The sequence below is a fragment of the Sinomonas gamaensis genome, assembly GCF_005876955.1.
Lineage (GTDB): Bacteria > Actinomycetota > Actinomycetes > Actinomycetales > Micrococcaceae > Sinomonas > Sinomonas gamaensis.
Genome location: NZ_SSCL01000002.1, coordinates 323038 through 339440 on the forward strand (window position 1 = coordinate 323038; position 16403 = coordinate 339440).

Below are 16403 nucleotides of genomic sequence, written 5' to 3' on the forward strand. Positions count from 1 at the left end.
CCACGAGGGGCACGCCGGGACCCTCGGACGTACCCTGTGATGGTGACCGCATTAGCTCAGCTGCCTGCGGAGTTCCTGAGTGCCCTGCGCTCGCTGCGCGCCGCCGTCGGCCGCCCCGAGCTGAGGCTCCAGGAGATCCCTGCCCCCGCCAGGCTTGCGCCGTACGCCGTTGCCCTCGAGGCCGAGGTCCTCGACAGCGCTGCACCCTCGGCGAATGATGCGGGACGAAGCGACGACCCCGGCGCGGGGCCCGAGCTCGCCACCGGCCGGTTCATTCTGCTGCACGATCCGGAACCACCCGCAGTGTGGCAGGGGACGTTCCGGATCGTGACGTATATCCGCGCGCGCCTCGAACCCGAGATGGCGGAGGACGCCCTTCTCGGATCAGTGGCCTGGACGTGGCTCGTCGAAGCGCTCGAGAAGCACGGAGCGGACTACACGGCCGCGGGCGGCACTGCCACGCGCGTCCTCTCGGAGAGCTTCGGGACCCTGGAGGGTCGGCGGGAGTCGATCGATATCGAGCTGCGAGCCTCGTGGACGCCCATGAGCTCAGGGGTGAAGACGCATCTCGAGGCGTGGGCGGACATGGTCTGCGCCTTCGCCGGCCTCCCGCCCCTTCCCGACGGGGTCTCGCCGCTGCCGCGCCGCAGAGACTGACCCCTTCGGGCGTAGACTCAGGAAATCATGACCGCACAGTCTCAGGACTCTCCCAGGGCCGGTTCGGAAGCCGACCCTTCCGCAGGTTCCGCATCTCAGACCACGCCAGAGCAGAACGGCGAGCAGACCCACGTCCACGTCCCGGGTTTCGAGGACCCGATTCCCGCCGTCGTGGAGCTTGATGCCCCGCGCGACGGCGTCCCCCTCGTGATCGAGACGCAGGAGGGTCTTGAGCGTGCTGCGCGGGCCATCGCCCGGGGCACCGGCCCCGCCGGAGTCGACGCCGAAAGGGCCTCAGGATTCCGGTACGGGCAGCGGGCGTTCCTCGTGCAGATCCGCCGCGATGGGGCGGGGACCTGGCTGATCGACCCCGAGCCGTTCGCCGATCTGTCGATCCTGGGTGAGGCGCTTCGCGGCGTCGAATGGGTTGTGCACGCCTCAACGCAGGATCTTCCGTGCCTTGCAGAGCTCGGAATGTGGCCGGACCGGCTCTTCGATACCGAGCTGGCCGCCCGGCTCGCCGGCCTTCCCCGCGTGGGGCTCGCCGCCGTCGTCGAGCAGCTCCTCGGGTTCGGCCTCGCGAAAGAGCATTCGGCCGCGGACTGGTCCACCCGCCCGCTCCCCGAGCCGTGGCTGCGGTACGCGGCCCTCGACGTCGAAGTCCTCGTCGAGCTCCGCGACGAGCTCGCCGACCTCCTCGAGGCCCAAGGCAAGCTGGGCTTCGCGGAAGAGGAGTTCGCGGCGATCCTCGCCGCCGGACTCCCCGAACCAAAGCCGGACCCCTGGCGACGAACGTCGGGCGTACACCACATTCGGGACCGCCGCCAACTGGCAGCCGTCCGCGAACTGTGGACCGAGCGGGACGCCTTGGCGCGCAAGCGCGACATCGCGCCGGGCAAGCTCATCCCCGATTCGGCGATCGTCGCCGTCGCCCGCGCCATGCCCTCCACGGTGCCCCAGCTGCTGGCCACAAAAGGCTTCCATGGGCGTGCGGCCCAGCGGGAGGCGCCGCGCTGGCTACGAGCCATCTCCGCCGCGCGCTCGCTCCCAGTCGGCGAGCTGCCGCCCCTGCATCTTCCGACGAATGCACCACCGCCGCCTCGGGTCTGGGAGGACCGCGATCCTGAGGCGGCCGCACGGCTCCAGACGGTGCGACCCCGCATCGCGGCGCTGGCGGAGGAACTCGGAATGCCATCCGAGAACCTTCTGACGCCCGATCACCTCCGGCGTGCGGCGTGGCGTCCGCCTGATCCGCTCAACGCCGAATCGCTTGCCGCCGCGCTCCGCACGCTCGGCGCACGGCAGTGGCAGATCGATCGTGTGCTCCCCACCGTTCTCGACTCGTTCGAGCATCCAAATGAGTTGAGTCCCCGGAAGAAGGCGGCGGCGGAATCCTGAACATTGCCCGCCAAGTTACCGGCCAGTAACATAGGGCGCGGAACTACAGGAAGGGCCAAAGATGACGCCGTCTGCTTTCGATCAGTTCGACCTCCTCGCCTCGCGGGTGCCCGACGAGGCGGTCACCCACTCCCTCGCCGAGGACATCGCGGTACAGGGCGCGAGGATCGCGCTGATCACTCTCGACAACCAGCTCGGGGCATCGAAGCCCACCACTCTGGGGCCGAACACGCTCATCGAGCTCGGCAGGACGCTCGAGACTCTCAGGGATCGTGCGGCGGCCGGTGAGATCGACGCGGTCGCAGTGACGGGCAAGCCCTCGTACTTGGTTGCGGGCGCCGACCTGACGACGGTGAAGCAGCTGGGCGAACCGGCGCTGGGCACCCAGATGGCCCGGCTCGGTCACACCGCCTACGACCTCCTGGCCGACCTCGGCGTGCCGACCTTCGCGTTCATCAACGGAGTCGCCCTCGGCGGCGGCCTCGAGATCGCTCTGGCCTGCACGTATCGAACCGTCTCAGCCGCGGCGCAGGGCATTGGCCTGCCCGAAGCCTTCATCGGGCTCATCCCCGGCTGGGGCGGGGTCTACCGCCTGCCGCGCCTCATCGGCCCCGAAGCCGCGCTCAGGATCATGATCGAGAATCCCCTGAGCAACAACCGGACGATTGGCGGTCGCGAGGCCTTCGACCTCGGAATCGCGGATGCCCTGTTCGGCGCCGAAGACTTCCTCGCCGAGTCGCTCGCCTGGGCCCGCGACGTCCTCGCGGGGAGGACCTCGGTCCAGCGCCCGCACGCCGTTGACCCCGCGTCGGGCGACCCGGATGTGCTCAGCCGGTGGGACATGGCGGCGAAGGCCGCCCGTGCCCTCGTGGCCGTGAAGACGGGCGATGCAGCCCCAGCCCCCGCGAAGGTGCTCGACGTCTTCGAAGCCGGGAAGCTCGCGACGCAGAAGGAGTCGGCCGAGCTCGAGGTCAGAACCCTGACAGAGCTCATGCAGACCCCGCAGTTCCGCGACACCGTCTACGCGTTCCTCGACGTGGTCCAGCGCCGGGGCCGGCGTCCTGCGGGGGCGCCGGACGCAAGGCTCGCCCGGCCGGTGACGAAGGTCGGGGTCGTGGGTGCGGGGCTCATGGCCAGCCAGCTCGCGCTGCTGTTCGCGCGCCAGCTCGGGGTGCCCGTGGTCATGACCGACATCGACCAGGCGCGCGTGGACAAGGGCGTGGCCCACGTCCACAGCGAGGTGGACAAGCTCGTCGCGCGGCGGAGCCTGTCAGCCGATTCGGCGGATCGAGTGAAGGCTCTCGTCACCGGATCCGTGTCGAAGGAGTCCTTTGCAGATGCCGACTTCGTGATCGAGGCCGTGTTCGAGGAACTCTCCGTCAAGAAGCAGGTCTTCGGCGAACTCGAGGCAGTGGTCTCGCCCGAATGCATCCTGGCCACCAACACGTCTTCCCTCTCGGTCACCGCGATGGCCGAGGACCTCGCGCACTCGGAACGGGTCGTCGGCTTCCACTTCTTCAATCCCGTGGCCGTCATGCCGCTCGTGGAGATCGTGCGCGCTCCGAGGACCGACGACGCGGTGCTGGCAACCGCCTTCGTCCTCGCGACCTCGCTCAAGAAGACCGGCGTGCTCGTGCGTGACGCGGCCGCCTTCGTGGTCAACCGGGTCCTCCTCCGCCTGATGGGCGAGGTCACCGCGGCCTTCGACGAGGGAACGCCAGCCGAGGTCGCCGATTCCGCCCTGGCTCCCATGGGCCTCCCCATGACGCCCTTCACACTCGCCTCGATGGTGGGACTCCCGGTCGCGCAGCACGTCTCGGAGTCGCTCCAGGCGGCCTTCGGGGCTCGCTTCCACGTCTCTGCGAATCAGCAGGCCCTCATCGACGCAGGAATCAAGGGGCTCTGGGCCCCCACAGCAGATGGCGGGAAGGAGATCCCGCCATCGACGATGGACCTCCTGAGTTTCGGGGATTCGCCCTCGAGCGCCGAACAGGTGCTGCGGCGCTGCCAGGACGCCTTGGCGGAGGAGATCGGGCTCATCCTCGAGGAAAGCGTGGTTGCCGCACCCGAAGACGTAGACCTGTGCATGATCCTGGGTGCTGGGTGGCCCATGCACCTCGGCGGGATCACGCCGTACCTCGACGGGGTTGGTGCCTCCGAGCGCGTGAACGGGCGCAAGTTCCATCCCTGAAGCCAGCGCGTTCCCCCGTCATTCGGGCCCGAAGCCTCCAATCAGGAAGTCCGTCAGCTGACTGCCGAGGCCAGCCAGGGCTCGGGGGTGCTCGCACGCAAAGGTGAGCACCCCTCCCCACGCGCTGCGCACCGTCACGCCGTCGCGGACCCAATGGATCCCGGCGCGCACGCCGCCCGCCACGACGTCGTAGCGCTCAGCCCGGACTGACCGGCCGTCAGGCGCCTCGACCGATTCAAGCCCCGCACGGCGGATCTCCGCCGGGGCCGGCGGCGCATCGGGCTGAGCTTCATCCACACGGCTGAAGCTCGCCCGGCGCCGCTCCGAGCGCGAGAGCCGCTCGAGCAGAAGGTGCTCGCCCGTAGCCGGGAGGGTGTCCACACCGAGACCAGCCGACTCCCGCCAGACACCAGCAGAAAGCGCCCCGGGTTCCATCCGGTAGCGGAACCCGGCCCACGTGGCCCCCGACGATTCCAAGCGCAGGAGGGTCTCGGACGCAAACGCGGAGCCGCCGCCGTCGTCGAAGGCCACGCGCGTGATGAGAAGTTCGCCGTCGAACCCCCGGAAGACAGCTCCGCGGCGCACCCCTCCGACCCAGAGGCTCTCCCACCGCTCCCACGTCGAACGCACTACCCGACCCGCAGTTCCCTGAGACGTCCGCCGGACAGGCCCACCATCCGATCGGCATGCCTGCGCGCCCAAACGAGGGCGTGCGTCGAGAGGACGACGGCGGCGCCCCCCTCGGCTGCGGACCGCACCACAGCTTCGAGCTGGGTGAGACCGTGCCGGTCCAGGCCCACGGTCGGCTCGTCGAGCAGCAGCACCTTCGGTGCTCGTGCCAAGGCTGTCGCAAGGGCGAGGAGCCTCTGCTCCGAAGCTGAGAACTCGTACGGATGCCGACTGGCCTGAGAGGCGAGGCCGACCGCGTCGAGTGCAGCGAGCGCCCGATCGCGGGAGGACTGCTTCGTCAGCCCGAGTCTGCGCAGTCCGAAGCCGACCTCCCGGAGAGCACTGCGCTCGAAGAGCTGGTCCCGGGGATCCTGGAACAGGGTCCCTACGGTCTCGGCTACCAGCCCGGCAGGAGTGAGGCTGATATCCCGCCCATCGATCCGGACGGTTCCGCTGATCGGGCGGAGCAGACCGGCAAGATGGCGAAGCAGCGTCGACTTCCCCGCTCCATTCGGACCCGTGAGGGCCAGTACTTCACCCGGCCAGACGGAGAAGGAAGCGTCAGCGAGGACAAGCCCATCCCTCCGGTCCACCCCATGGCCCATCGGGTATGAGAAGGTCACGCCGTCCATCTCCGCCGCCGGAGAACCGCTGCTCACGGGATCCCCGCCGGCAAAAGCCGGTGACGAGGGCGGGCAGTTCCCGTCGTCGGGGCGCTGCACGCCCGACCGTGTGAAGGCCGGCGAGGCCAGGACGTCCGCCGGAGCTCCTTCCGCCACGCCGGTTCCCGCCTCGAGGAGAAGGCAATGCGTAGCCCGGAGAGCGAGGCTGTGGGCTGCGGCGGCAAACAGGACGACGGCGGTGCCCGAGGCGCGCAGCTCGTCGATCAGCTGAGCGAGGGCTTCCTCGCCCTCGGCATCGAGTGAGGCCGTCGGCTCGTCGAGCAGCACCACGTCCGGGCGACCAATGATCGCGGCGCCCAGCGCCAACCGCCTCTGCTCACCCCCCGAGAGGCCCTCCGGGCGCCGCCCCAGAAAGGCCTCGAGGCCAACCGACCGGGCCGTCGACCGCACGCGGGCCGTCATCTCCTCCCGCGGCACGCCCTGCTGCTCGAGGGAGAAGGCGAGCTCCTCCCCCACCTCCGAGGCGGCTCCCGTGAGCAGATCCGACGGCCGCTGCGGAACATACGCGACTCGCGCTCCCCATGCCCCGAGGTGAAGGCGAGGATCGGCGTCCGAGCCGGCGAACTCGAGCCGCGCTCCGGGCCCATCGCCAGCAGCAAGGTGGAGCGTTCCCGCGAACCGCGCGTGGCCGGGTGCCACCGCCCAGCCAGCGAGCACTTTGGCGAGTGTCGACTTGCCGCTCCCCGAGGCGCCCAGCACAGCCGTGAGCGAGCCGGGCCGTAGCCCAAGCCGCACGCCGTGGAGCACAGGGGGCGCGCCGTCGTCGTACGAGAAGCTCTTGATGTCCGCGGAGAGGACAGGTCCGGCAGCAGCACCAGTCACCCGGCGCTCCCGAAGATCCCGAGGATCGCCGGGACAACCACCGAGGCGACCACTGCGAGGCTTGCCACGGCGAGGAACCAGCGGGCCGAGCGTTGGAGCCGCGAGTCCGGCTCCTCGACATAGAACGTTCGGCGACCGCGGAGGGAGGAGCCGCGGGCTTCGAGTGCGGTGGCCCGTTCGCCCGCCTCGTCCACCAGCTGAAGGACAAGCGGCACCACCTGGAGCCTCGCGGCGACCACGCGCCCCACGATCCCTCGGCGCACCACGAGACCCCTCGCCTCCTGCGCCTCGCGGATCCTGACGAGGCGCGCGCTCACGTGAGCCGCGAGTCCCAAGGCCGAGGCGAGGACGTACCCAAGCTGTGCGGGTACGCCGCGCCGCACCAGGGCGACACGCAGCGTCGCGACGTCCACCCACAGCGAGAAGGCGAGCATGACGACGACGAGAGTCGCCGTCCGCAGAACGAACAGCGCCGCGTAGACGAGGCCCTCGGTGGTGACCCGGGCGGGGCCGAGCTCGGCAAGTACCGTTCGGCCCTCGGGGAAGAACAGGCCGTGGATCGCGAGCGCCCACAGCGCGAAGGGGACCACCACAACGGAGGCTGCCGCCGCCACCCGCGACAGGATGCGCCCCCGCGACGCAGCCGCGAGGGCGGCGCCCAGGACGGCAAGCCAGACTGCCCAAGACGCCCACGCGAGGCAGACCACTACGGCAGCCCCCGCAAGGACCAGCCCGGTCAGCGGGTTGAGACGACCGTGGGCGGCGGGTCCGTCGTCGGGGCGGTCCGGGCCCGGGGGCTGCGGAAGGGTCACGTCAGGCGGCCGGTGCGGCCTCGCCGTCGGTGCCCCTCGCGGTGCTCTTGGCTCCCGCGAGCACGCGGTGCTTGCGCACGAAGGGGAAACGCTGGGTACTGCGGCGGGGCAGCGCGTAGGCCAGCGCGGCGGCCACGACGAACGTCACAAGCTTGTCGGAGAGGTCCGAGATGATGGCACCCTTCGTGACCGAATCGGCGAGGCTGTCGCCGGCGGCCCGGAAGACCGCGATGACGGCGCCCGTAGCGCCGGTTGCGGTTCCGCCGAACACTGCGACCGCCACCGGCGCGGCGATGAGCGCTGCAATGAGACCCGTCACGATGCCAGCCAGCGGCAGCACGTAGAACCGCCGGACTAGGCCCAGACGCGCTGTGAGTCCCGCCAGAGCACCGATCGCAGCGGCGCCTGCGGCAAACGGGAGGACCGTGGGGTTGAAGAACGACCACACGAGCGTGCTCAGGAGCCCTGTGGCCGCGCCCGCGGCCGGACCTGCGAGGAACCCGACGAGGACGGTCCCGATCGAGTCGAGGTAGATGGGCACAAGCGTGGTGCCGACGAACTGGCCGAGCACGATGTTGAGGACGAGCGCCACGGGGATGAGGGCGAGAGTCGTCGTGGGAAGCGTGGGCAGGATGCCGACGAACAGGAACACCATGGCCAGGCCATAGCCGGTGAGGGCAACGAGCGCCGATGCGGCGGTCGGGCCGTTCACGACGTCGGCCGGCTGGGACACGATGAGGAAGGCGTAGGTCGCGACGACGGCCAGGGCCCCGAGGACGGTGAGCGTGATCCTGAGGGGTGAACGGCCGGGCGCGTCAACCGTCAGCGGATGCGACGTCAGGGGATGCGACATGGGAAGGCGCTGTCCTTCGATGGTGGGAACGTTCTGATGTTGCCCGCCTATGTCACCTCGACGGGGGCCCTGCAAGGCCGTACTTGATTCTAGTCGAGCCGCCGGGATTCTAGTCGAGCCGCCGGGCGAGCGCTCCGAGCGCGGACACCAGTTCCGCAAACGCCTCGGCCGGCCGGTTGTCGCTGACGATCCGCGCATTCGGCGGCTCGCCCCAGAGCCCCCGGTAGTCCGCGACCGTGGTTCCCAGCAGCCGCGGCGCCTCAGCCTCCACGTGCACCGTGGCGGTCCTCGCGGCGTACCAGGCCGTCCCGGCCGCGACGCTCGCGGCGAAGTAGTCGTGGACGTGGGCCACGTAGCCTTGGTCGTAGTCGCGGTGGAACTCGAAGTAGAAGCGCAGCATGTCGCTCACCTGCCGCACCAAGGCGCTGTTCGCGGCGCTTCGCTGGCCTCGCGGCTGCTCGGGGAGCACGAGCTCGGGCGCGCTGCACCCCGCAGCCTCGGCCAGGGCGGCGACGTGCTCGGGACGCATCTCGATGCGCTCCGTCGTCTCGAGCGAGCACACGATCGGCAAGCGCTCCTCCGGCTGCCCTGCGAAGGCCGCGAACACCTCGGCCGCGGCGTGCGGGTCGACGTGGCTGTTCCATTCCGCCGTCGGCGTGGTGTTGCCCTGGTAGTAGTAGGCCCCTCCCATAATGACCACGGACTTGAGCAGCTGGGGAAGCCTGGGCTCCGCGCGCAGAGCAAGAGCGAAGTTCGTCAGCGGCGCCGTCACCAGCGCCGTGAGCTCGCCGGGCCGAGCGCGCGCCGCCTCGACCCACAGCTCGACGGCGTCCGTCGGCTCACACTCTCGCCCGGCTTTCGGGAGTTCCGCGTATCCCATCCCCTGAGGACCGTGGGTCTCAGGAGTGGTGACCAGCGGGATCTGGAGGGGCTTCCGGGCGCCGATGGCGACGGGCACGTCCGTGCGCCCGCACAATTCGAGCAGGGCGAGATTGTTCTGCGCCACCTGGTCGGCATCGACGTTTCCGGGCGTGCTGGTCACCGCGACGAGCTCAACCTGCGGCTGGCTGCAGAGATAGACGAGTGCGAGCGCATCGTCGATGCCCGTGTCGCAGTCCATGAGGATTGAGACCGGCTCGCGGCGCTGCTCGTGGACAACGGGTCGGGAGGCCTCGTGCACGCCTAGAACAGCGCCACTTTGGGCGTGCGCGGGAAGATGTCGTCGAGCTCGTCGAGATCCTCACGGCTCGGCCGCCAGGAGGCCGCCTGGGCGTTCTCGCGGATCTGCTCCGGTTTCGTTGCTCCAGCGATGACGCTCGACACGGACGGCTGCGCAGCGAGCCAAGAGAAGGCCACCTGCAGTTCCGTGAGGCCTCGCGCCTCGGCAAACTCAGAGAAGCGGTCGAGCTGGTCCCAGTCCGCGTCCTGCACGAGGTTGGTGCGGGTATGCGAGAGCCGTGATCCCTCCGGCGCCGTGCCGCGCGAGTACTTGCCCGTGAGCAGTCCATTCGCGAGCGGGAAATACGGCAGGACGCCCAGACCGAACGCCTCCGCGGCCTGCGTCACCTCGAGTTCCGCGCGCCGGTCCAGGAGGTTGTAGTGGTTCTGGCTCGAGACGAACGGAGTGTAGCCGCCCATCCGTGCCACGTATTCAGCTTCGGCGATCTGCCAGCCCGCCCGGTTCGAGTGCCCGATGTAGCGCACCTTGCCCTCGTGGACGAGGTCGTCCAAGGCCGAGAGGGTCTCCTCAACCGGGGTCTGCGGGTCCGGCGTGTGGAACTGGTAGAGATCGATCCACTCCGTGTCGAGCCGTCGCAGCGAGGCTTCCACTGCCTGGGTGATGTACCGCCGCGATCCTCTCGCGCCGAAGTCTTGGCCATTCGCGCCATGCATGTCCATGCCGAACTTCGTGGCGATCACCACGTCATCCCTGCGGCCTTTGAGTGCTCGGCCCAGCATCTCCTCGCTCAGGCCGGGCGTCTTGCCATAAACGTCAGCCACGTCGAAGAGGGTGATGCCCGCGTCGATCGCCGCCTGCACCACGGCATCGGTGCCTTCCTGGGTCTCGGTTGGGGTGTTGGCCCTGCCGAGGTTGTTGCAGCCGAGGCCGACGGTGGACACAGTGAGGCCAGACCGGCCCAAACGGCGGTAGTCAGTCATAGCGCCAGCCTACGCCCGCGAGGAGCGTGGTCAGAGTGAGAAGCTGTGGACTCCGGCCGGGGCGTGCTTGAGCTTGAAGGTCTCCGGCGAATCGGGCGCTGCGGCGGCGATGGAGAGCTTGGTGAAGTCGCTCGTCGCCTCCCGCAGGCACGATTTGATGGCGGTCACGGCCTTGTTCACGTCGACACAGCGCGTGAAGATCGTGAGCTTGCCCTCGTCGATCTGGCTGCCCTCGACCGTGCCGAGGCCACGCCAGGCGAGGTGGGCGGTGAGAGCACGGACGGCTTGTCGCTCGAGGAAGCGATCCCGGTCCGTCCCGGCCTGGGACTTGAGGGCGAACTGGGCGACCACCCGGTGCTGCGCATCCTCGGGGATCTCCACGAAGCCGTCGGCTTCGCACTGGGCCGCGAAGGCGGCGATCAGCTCTTCGCCGGCAGCAGCATCGACGTCGTCCGTCGCGTTCGACGCCGAGAGGTGCCCCACCGTCCCGTGGTTGACCACGAACTGCCTGGCGTCGTCGTCGTGCCAAGCCTCGCGGAACTCCAAGGTGCCGTCCTCTCGACGGCGATAGACGCGCACGTAGCTCACCGGATCTCCTTCCGTCCCCTGGCCATCCATTGGTCGGCTGTGCCGTCGAAGGGCCCTGTAGCGTCCCGGACCGCCGCGAGGATGCGCGCGCACTCCTGTCGGACCGCATCCACCAGGGCCTGCGGATAGTGCATGCTGACGCGATGCTCCTCGAACTCGTCCTCATCGTCGACGAACACTCCCCGCGAGGATGACTGGATGACGTCGAGGTCCATGTCGACCATATGGAATTCCACCGCGCCGGAGGCGTTGGCAGAAGGGTCCCGGATGCGGTGCCAGGACAGATCCCACGCGAGGTCCACATAGACCCGGAATTCCCCCGGGTTCTCATCGTCGTAGAAGGTCGCCGCGTACGCGCCCTGACGCGGGACCAGGAGGACCGCGTCGGTGAGAGTGTGCAGTGCCATCCCCGGTCGGGAAATGAACTCCCCGCGTCCCTGATAGATCCACCAACCGTGCCGGTCCTCGCCGAGGTGCACACCCGGCACAACCCAGTGGGCTCCGCCGTCCCACTTCCGGTTCCGCGCCACGACGAGGTCCCCCGGGCGCGGGAGATCGCTGGGCAGCGGCGCCACGGCTGGTGCGAGGGTCTCGGGAATCACAGCTGCGGGAGGCTCCCGGTGCTTGGCGCAGGCTGCCCGGGGAGCGGGCGCGCGAAGGGGACCTTGGTGCCGAGGACCTGCGCGACGATGTCGTGCGTGACCTGCCGGGCGGTGAGGCCCACTCGTGCGAGCACCTCGGATCGCGTGCCGTGATCGAGGAACTCGGCCGGCAGCCCCACTTCGTTCAGCGCGGTGTCCACCCCCGCGGCCCGCATCTCCTGGCGGATGCGCGAACCCACTCCCCCGGCCCGCACTCCGTCCTCGAGGCACACCACGATCCGGTGCTGGGCCGCCAACCGGACGACGCTTGCCGGGACCGGCAGGACCCAGCGCGGGTCGACGACGGTCGAGCTGATGCCCTGGTGGTCCAGGCGCTCGGCCACCTCGAGTGCGAGGTCGCTCATCGCGCCGACCGCAACGAGGAGGACGTCTGGGCCGCTCCCATCGCTCTCGGAACCAGCCGCCCTGCGCAGGACGTCCACGCCGTCGTCGAGGCGTTCCAGCGCCTCGGTCTCGGGGCCGACCGTGCCCTTCGAGAACCGGACGACCGTCGGGGCGTCAGACACCGCGACCGCCTCCCGGAGCTCTTCCCTCAGACGCGTCGCGTCCCGCGGTGCGGCAAGATGCAGGCCGGGGACGCTCTGGACGAGCGCCATGTCCCACTGGCCGTGGTGGCTGGCTCCATCAGGTCCCGTGACGCCGGCCCGGTCGAGCACCACGGTCACGCCGGCCTTGTGCAGCGCGACATCCATGAGCAGCTGGTCGTACGCGCGGTTGAGGAACGTCGAGTAGACGGCCACCACGGGATGGAGGCCGCCGAAGGCCATGCCCGCGGCGCTGGTCATCGCATGCTGCTCAGCGATGCCGACGTCGAACACCCGGTCTGGGTGCCGCTCTGCGAACTTGTGGAGGCCCACGGGAATGAGCATCGCACCCGTGATACCGACGACGTCCGGCCGCTCGTCCGCGATCGCGGCAATCTCATCTGCGAAGACACTGGTCCACGACGCCGCCCCGCCCGAGCTCACGGGCTCGCCGGTGAGCGGATCGATGACCCCTACGGCGTGGAACTGGTCGGCCTCGTTCGCCCGCGCCGGAGCGTAGCCGCGGCCCTTCTCGGTGATCGCATGCACGATCACCGGCCCGGCGAAGTGCTTCGCGGCTGTGAGCGCGTTCTCGACCGCCCTCTCGTCATGTCCGTCGACGGGACCGAGGTACTTGAGGCCGAGGTCCTCGAACATGCCTTGGGGAGCCCACCAGTCCTTGACGCCCTTCTTGGCCGCATGGAGGCTCTTGTACGCGAAACGGCCCACAGCGCCGCCCTGCTGGAGGCGCTGCTTCCAGAACTCGAGAGTGCCCTCGTAGGCGGGGGCTGCGCGCACGGCGTCGATGGCCGGCCTCAGCGAGGCGAGGTAGTCCGCGAGTCCCCCGACCGTCGGGGCGTACGACCGCCCGTTGTCGTTGACGACGATCACCACGCGGCGGTCCTTGTCCGCGGCGATGTTGTTGAGGGCCTCCCAGGCCATACCGCCGGTGAGGGCACCGTCGCCGACCACCACCACCGTGTACCGGTCGCCCTGGCCCGTGAGCTTGCGGGCCTTCGAGATGCCGTCCGCCCAGGACAGAGACGAGGACGCGTGCGAGGACTCCACGACGTCGTGCTCGCTCTCGGTCCGCGAGGGGTAGCCCGAGAGCCCGCCCTGCTGGCGGAGCGTCGAGAAGTCCTGCCGTCCAGTCAGGAGCTTGTGCACATACGACTGATGGCCGGTGTCGAAGATCACGCTGTCGCGCGGCGAGTCGAAGACCCGATGGATCGCGAGCGTGAGCTCGACGACTCCCAGATTGGGGCCGAGGTGGCCCCCCGTCTGCGCGACGTTGCGAATGAGGAACCGGCGGATCTCTTCGGCCAGATCCGCCAGCTCTTGGGAGGTGAGGCGATCGAGGTCTTTCGGTCCGCGAATGCTCTCCAGAATGCCCAAACGGCGGCTCCTTGCTCGATACATGCTCAACCCACTGTAGCGCCTCGCGCGCCGGGGCCCGGATCCGCCATGGATGCGGGAAGGGCCCCCACCCTTGGGTGGAGGCCCTTCCCGTCAGCCTGTCAGCTGGAGATCACTTCGCCGAGATCTGGCGAAGGACGTACTGCAGGATGCCGCCGTTGCGGTAGTAGTCCGCCTCACCCGGCGTGTCGATGCGGACGACGGCGTCGAAGGACTTGGTGCCACCGTCCTCGGCCGTCGCGGTCACCTTGACGGTCCGTGGGGTGGAGCCCTCATTGAGCCCCGTGATGCCCTGGACCGAGAACACCTCGTTGCCTGTGAGGCCGATGGTCGCGGCGGACTCGCCCTCCGGGAACTGGAGCGGCAGGACGCCCATGCCGATGAGGTTCGAGCGGTGGATGCGCTCGTAGCTCTCGGCGATGACGGCCTTGACGCCGAGGAGGGCCGTGCCCTTGGCGGCCCAGTCGCGGGACGAACCCGAGCCGTATTCCTTGCCCGCGAGGACGACCAGCGGCGTGCCTGCCTTCTGGTAGTTCATCGCTGCGTCGTAGACGTAGGCCTGCGGCGCTCCGTCCTGGGTGAAGTCCTTCGTGAACCCGCCCTCGACGCCGTCGAGGAGCTGGTTCTTGATGCGGATGTTCGCGAAGGTGCCGCGGATCATGACCTCGTGGTTGCCGCGGCGCGAGCCGTAGGAGTTGAAGTCCTTGCGCTCCACGCCGTGCGAGAGGAGGTACTGGCCCGCAGGAGTCTCCGACTTGAACGAGCCGGCCGGAGAGATGTGGTCGGTCGTGACCGAGTCGCCGAGCTTGAGCAGCACACGGGCGCCGTCGATGTCGGCGACAGGCTCCGGCTGTGCCTTCATGCCCTCGAAGTACGGGGGCTTCCGGACGTACGTCGACTCGTCGCTCCACTCGAACGTCGAACCGGTCGGCGTCGGAAGGGACTGCCAGCGCTCGTCGCCGTCGAAGATCGTTGCGTAGGACTTCGTGAACATGTCCTGGTCGATCGAAGCGTCCATGACCTGTTGGACCTCGGTCGGGTTCGGCCAGATGTCCCGGAGGAACACGTCGTTGCCGTCCTGATCCTGGCCGAGGGCCTCCGTCTCGAAGTCGAAGTCCATCGTGCCGGCGAGGGCGTAGGCGATGACGAGCGGCGGGGACGCAAGGTAGTTCATCTTGACGTCCGGGTTGATGCGGCCCTCGAAGTTGCGGTTGCCCGAGAGGACGGACGTGACCGAGAGGTCGTTGGCCTGGATGGCTTCGGAGATCTCGGCTTCGAGCGGGCCCGAGTTGCCGATGCAGGTGGTGCAGCCGTAGCCGACCGTGAAGAAGCCGAGCTTCTCGAGGTACGGAACGAGGCCGGACTTCTCGTAGTAGTCGGTGACGACCTTCGACCCGGGGGCCACGGAGGTCTTGACCCACGGCTTCGAGGTCAGGCCCTTCTCCACGGCGTTGCGGGCGAGGATCGCGGCCGCGAGCATGACCGACGGGTTCGAGGTGTTGGTGCAGGACGTGATCGAGGCGATCGTGACGGCGCCGTGATCGAGCTCGAATTCGCGGCCGTCCGCCATCTTCACGTGGATCGGCTGCGACGCGCGGCCGAAGGCGCCGCTCGCGGCCGACTCGATCGGGTTGGCAAGCCGTGCCGTCTCGTGCACGTGGCTGTCCGCCTGCGTCGTCGACGGCGAATCGGAGGCAGGGAAGGACTCGTCGATCGTCTCGTCGACGGTGCCGGCCTCGGGGTGGCCATTGGAGATCTGGACGTAGTTGTGCAGGTCCTTGCGGAACTGCTCCTTGGCGTCCGAGAGCTCGATGCGGTCCTGCGGACGCTTCGGGCCGGAGATCGAGGGCACCACGGTCGAGAGGTCGAGCTCGAGGTACTCGGAGAAGCGCGGCTCCCGTGAGGGATCGTGCCAGAGGCCCTGCTCCTTGGCGTACGACTCGACGAGGGCAATGCTCTCCTCGGCGCGGCCCGTGAGACGCAGGTAGTCGAGCGTGACCTGGTCGATCGGGAAGATCGCGGCGGTCGAGCCGAACTCGGGGCTCATGTTGCCGATCGTGGCGCGGTTCGCCAGCGGAACCTCCGCCACGCCCTCGCCGTAGAACTCGACGAACTTGCCGACCACACCGTGCTTGCGGAGCATCTCGGTGATGGTGAGGACGACGTCCGTTGCGGTGGCGCCGGCCGGGATCGAGCCGGACAGCTTGAAGCCGACCACCCGCGGGATGAGCATCGAAACCGGCTGGCCGAGCATGGCAGCCTCAGCCTCGATACCGCCCACGCCCCAGCCGAGGACGCCGAGGCCGTTGACCATCGTGGTGTGCGAGTCGGTGCCGACGAGCGTGTCGGGGTAGGCGCGCAGCACCTTGCCCTCGGGCGTCTCGACCTCTCGGGTCATGACGGTGCGGGCGAGGTACTCGATGTTGACCTGGTGCACAATGCCCATGCCCGGGGGGACGACCTTGAAGTCCTCGAACGCGGTCTGGCCCCACCGGAGGAACTGGTACCGCTCGCCGTTGCGCTGGTACTCGATCTCCATGTTCCGCTCGATCGCGCCGGCGTTGCCGAACACGTCGATCTGCACGGAGTGGTCGATGACGAGCTCGGCGGGCGCGAGCGGGTTGACGCGCTCGGGATCGCCGCCGAGGTCCTTGATGGCCTCGCGCATGGTCGCGAGGTCCACGACACATGGCACGCCCGTGAAGTCCTGCATGATGACGCGGGCAGGGGTGAACTGGATTTCAATGCTCGGCTGGGCATTCTGATCCCAGCCAGCCAGCGCACGCACATGCTCGGCAGTGATGTTGGCACCATCTTCGGTGCGGAGAAGGTTCTCGAGCAGAACCTTGAGGCTGAACGGGAGGGTCTCCGAGCCCTCAACCGCGCCCAGACGGAAAATTTCGTAATCGGTTCCTCCGACGTTCAGTACGCCCTTGGACCCGAAGCTGTCCACAGTGCTCAATGCACC

At 69.0% G+C, this 16403-nt stretch carries 13 protein-coding genes; 3 read left to right on the plus strand and 10 right to left on the minus strand.

Annotated features, from left to right (window positions below; translation table 11 throughout):
- The first annotated feature begins 39 nt into the window (after positions 1-39).
- The 3 genes from E5679_RS04040 to E5679_RS04050 all read left to right on the plus strand — a co-directional run bounded on the left by E5679_RS04040 (position 40) and on the right by E5679_RS04050 (position 4246).
- A complete protein-coding gene (locus tag E5679_RS04040; RefSeq protein ID WP_138413788.1) occupies positions 40-657 on the plus strand; it encodes a DUF3000 domain-containing protein in 618 nt (205 codons plus the stop codon).
- Positions 658-684: 27 nt separating this feature from the next.
- Complete coding sequence (locus E5679_RS04045) at positions 685-2055, plus strand: ribonuclease D (protein ID WP_138413789.1); 1371 nt, start codon at positions 685-687, stop codon at positions 2053-2055.
- A 61-nt stretch (positions 2056-2116) separates the two neighbouring features.
- The gene (locus tag E5679_RS04050; RefSeq protein WP_138413790.1) at positions 2117-4246 is read left to right on the plus strand and encodes a 3-hydroxyacyl-CoA dehydrogenase NAD-binding domain-containing protein; all 2130 of its coding nucleotides are present in this window, start codon (positions 2117-2119) and stop codon (positions 4244-4246) included.
- An 18-nt stretch (positions 4247-4264) separates the two neighbouring features.
- Here E5679_RS04050 and E5679_RS04055 read toward each other — a convergent pair whose 3' ends face one another.
- From E5679_RS04055 to E5679_RS04100, 10 genes are all read right to left on the minus strand, one after another.
- A complete protein-coding gene (locus E5679_RS04055) occupies positions 4265-4876 on the minus strand; it encodes a hypothetical protein (RefSeq protein WP_138413791.1) in 612 nt (203 codons plus the stop codon).
- Complete coding sequence (locus E5679_RS04060) at positions 4876-6420, minus strand: ABC transporter ATP-binding protein (RefSeq protein WP_138413792.1); 1545 nt, start codon at positions 6418-6420, stop codon at positions 4876-4878. The genes E5679_RS04055 and E5679_RS04060 overlap by 1 nt, the downstream gene beginning before the upstream one ends.
- Positions 6417-7232, minus strand: a complete 816-nt coding sequence (locus E5679_RS04065) for an energy-coupling factor transporter transmembrane component T family protein (protein ID WP_138413793.1) — start codon at positions 7230-7232, stop codon at positions 6417-6419. The genes E5679_RS04060 and E5679_RS04065 overlap by 4 nt, the downstream gene beginning before the upstream one ends.
- A 1-nt stretch (position 7233) precedes the next feature.
- A complete protein-coding gene (locus E5679_RS04070; RefSeq protein ID WP_138413794.1) occupies positions 7234-8085 on the minus strand; it encodes an ECF transporter S component in 852 nt (283 codons plus the stop codon).
- 109 nt (positions 8086-8194) lie between these two features.
- Positions 8195-9205 carry a nucleoside hydrolase gene (locus E5679_RS04075; RefSeq protein WP_138413943.1) on the minus strand — a complete coding sequence of 337 codons (1011 nt, stop codon included), beginning with the start codon at positions 9203-9205 and terminating at the stop codon, positions 8195-8197.
- Between the two features lie 62 nt (positions 9206-9267).
- Positions 9268-10245 (minus strand): aldo/keto reductase, encoded by a 978-nt coding sequence (locus E5679_RS04080; RefSeq protein ID WP_138413795.1) that lies wholly within the window; start codon positions 10243-10245, stop codon positions 9268-9270.
- 30 nt (positions 10246-10275) lie between these two features.
- On the minus strand, positions 10276-10833 hold the full coding sequence (locus tag E5679_RS04085; protein ID WP_249335938.1) for a hypothetical protein: 558 nt from the start codon (positions 10831-10833) through the stop codon (positions 10276-10278).
- Positions 10830-11435, minus strand: a complete 606-nt coding sequence (locus E5679_RS04090; protein WP_249335939.1) for a DUF402 domain-containing protein — start codon at positions 11433-11435, stop codon at positions 10830-10832. The genes E5679_RS04085 and E5679_RS04090 overlap by 4 nt, the downstream gene beginning before the upstream one ends.
- A complete protein-coding gene (dxs, locus tag E5679_RS04095; RefSeq protein ID WP_138413797.1) occupies positions 11432-13414 on the minus strand; it encodes a 1-deoxy-D-xylulose-5-phosphate synthase in 1983 nt (660 codons plus the stop codon). Before dxs ends, E5679_RS04090 begins: the two co-directional genes overlap by 4 nt.
- Positions 13415-13547: 133 nt before the next feature.
- A complete protein-coding gene (locus E5679_RS04100; RefSeq protein WP_138413798.1) occupies positions 13548-16397 on the minus strand; it encodes an aconitate hydratase in 2850 nt (949 codons plus the stop codon).
- Positions 16398-16403 lie beyond the last annotated feature (6 nt).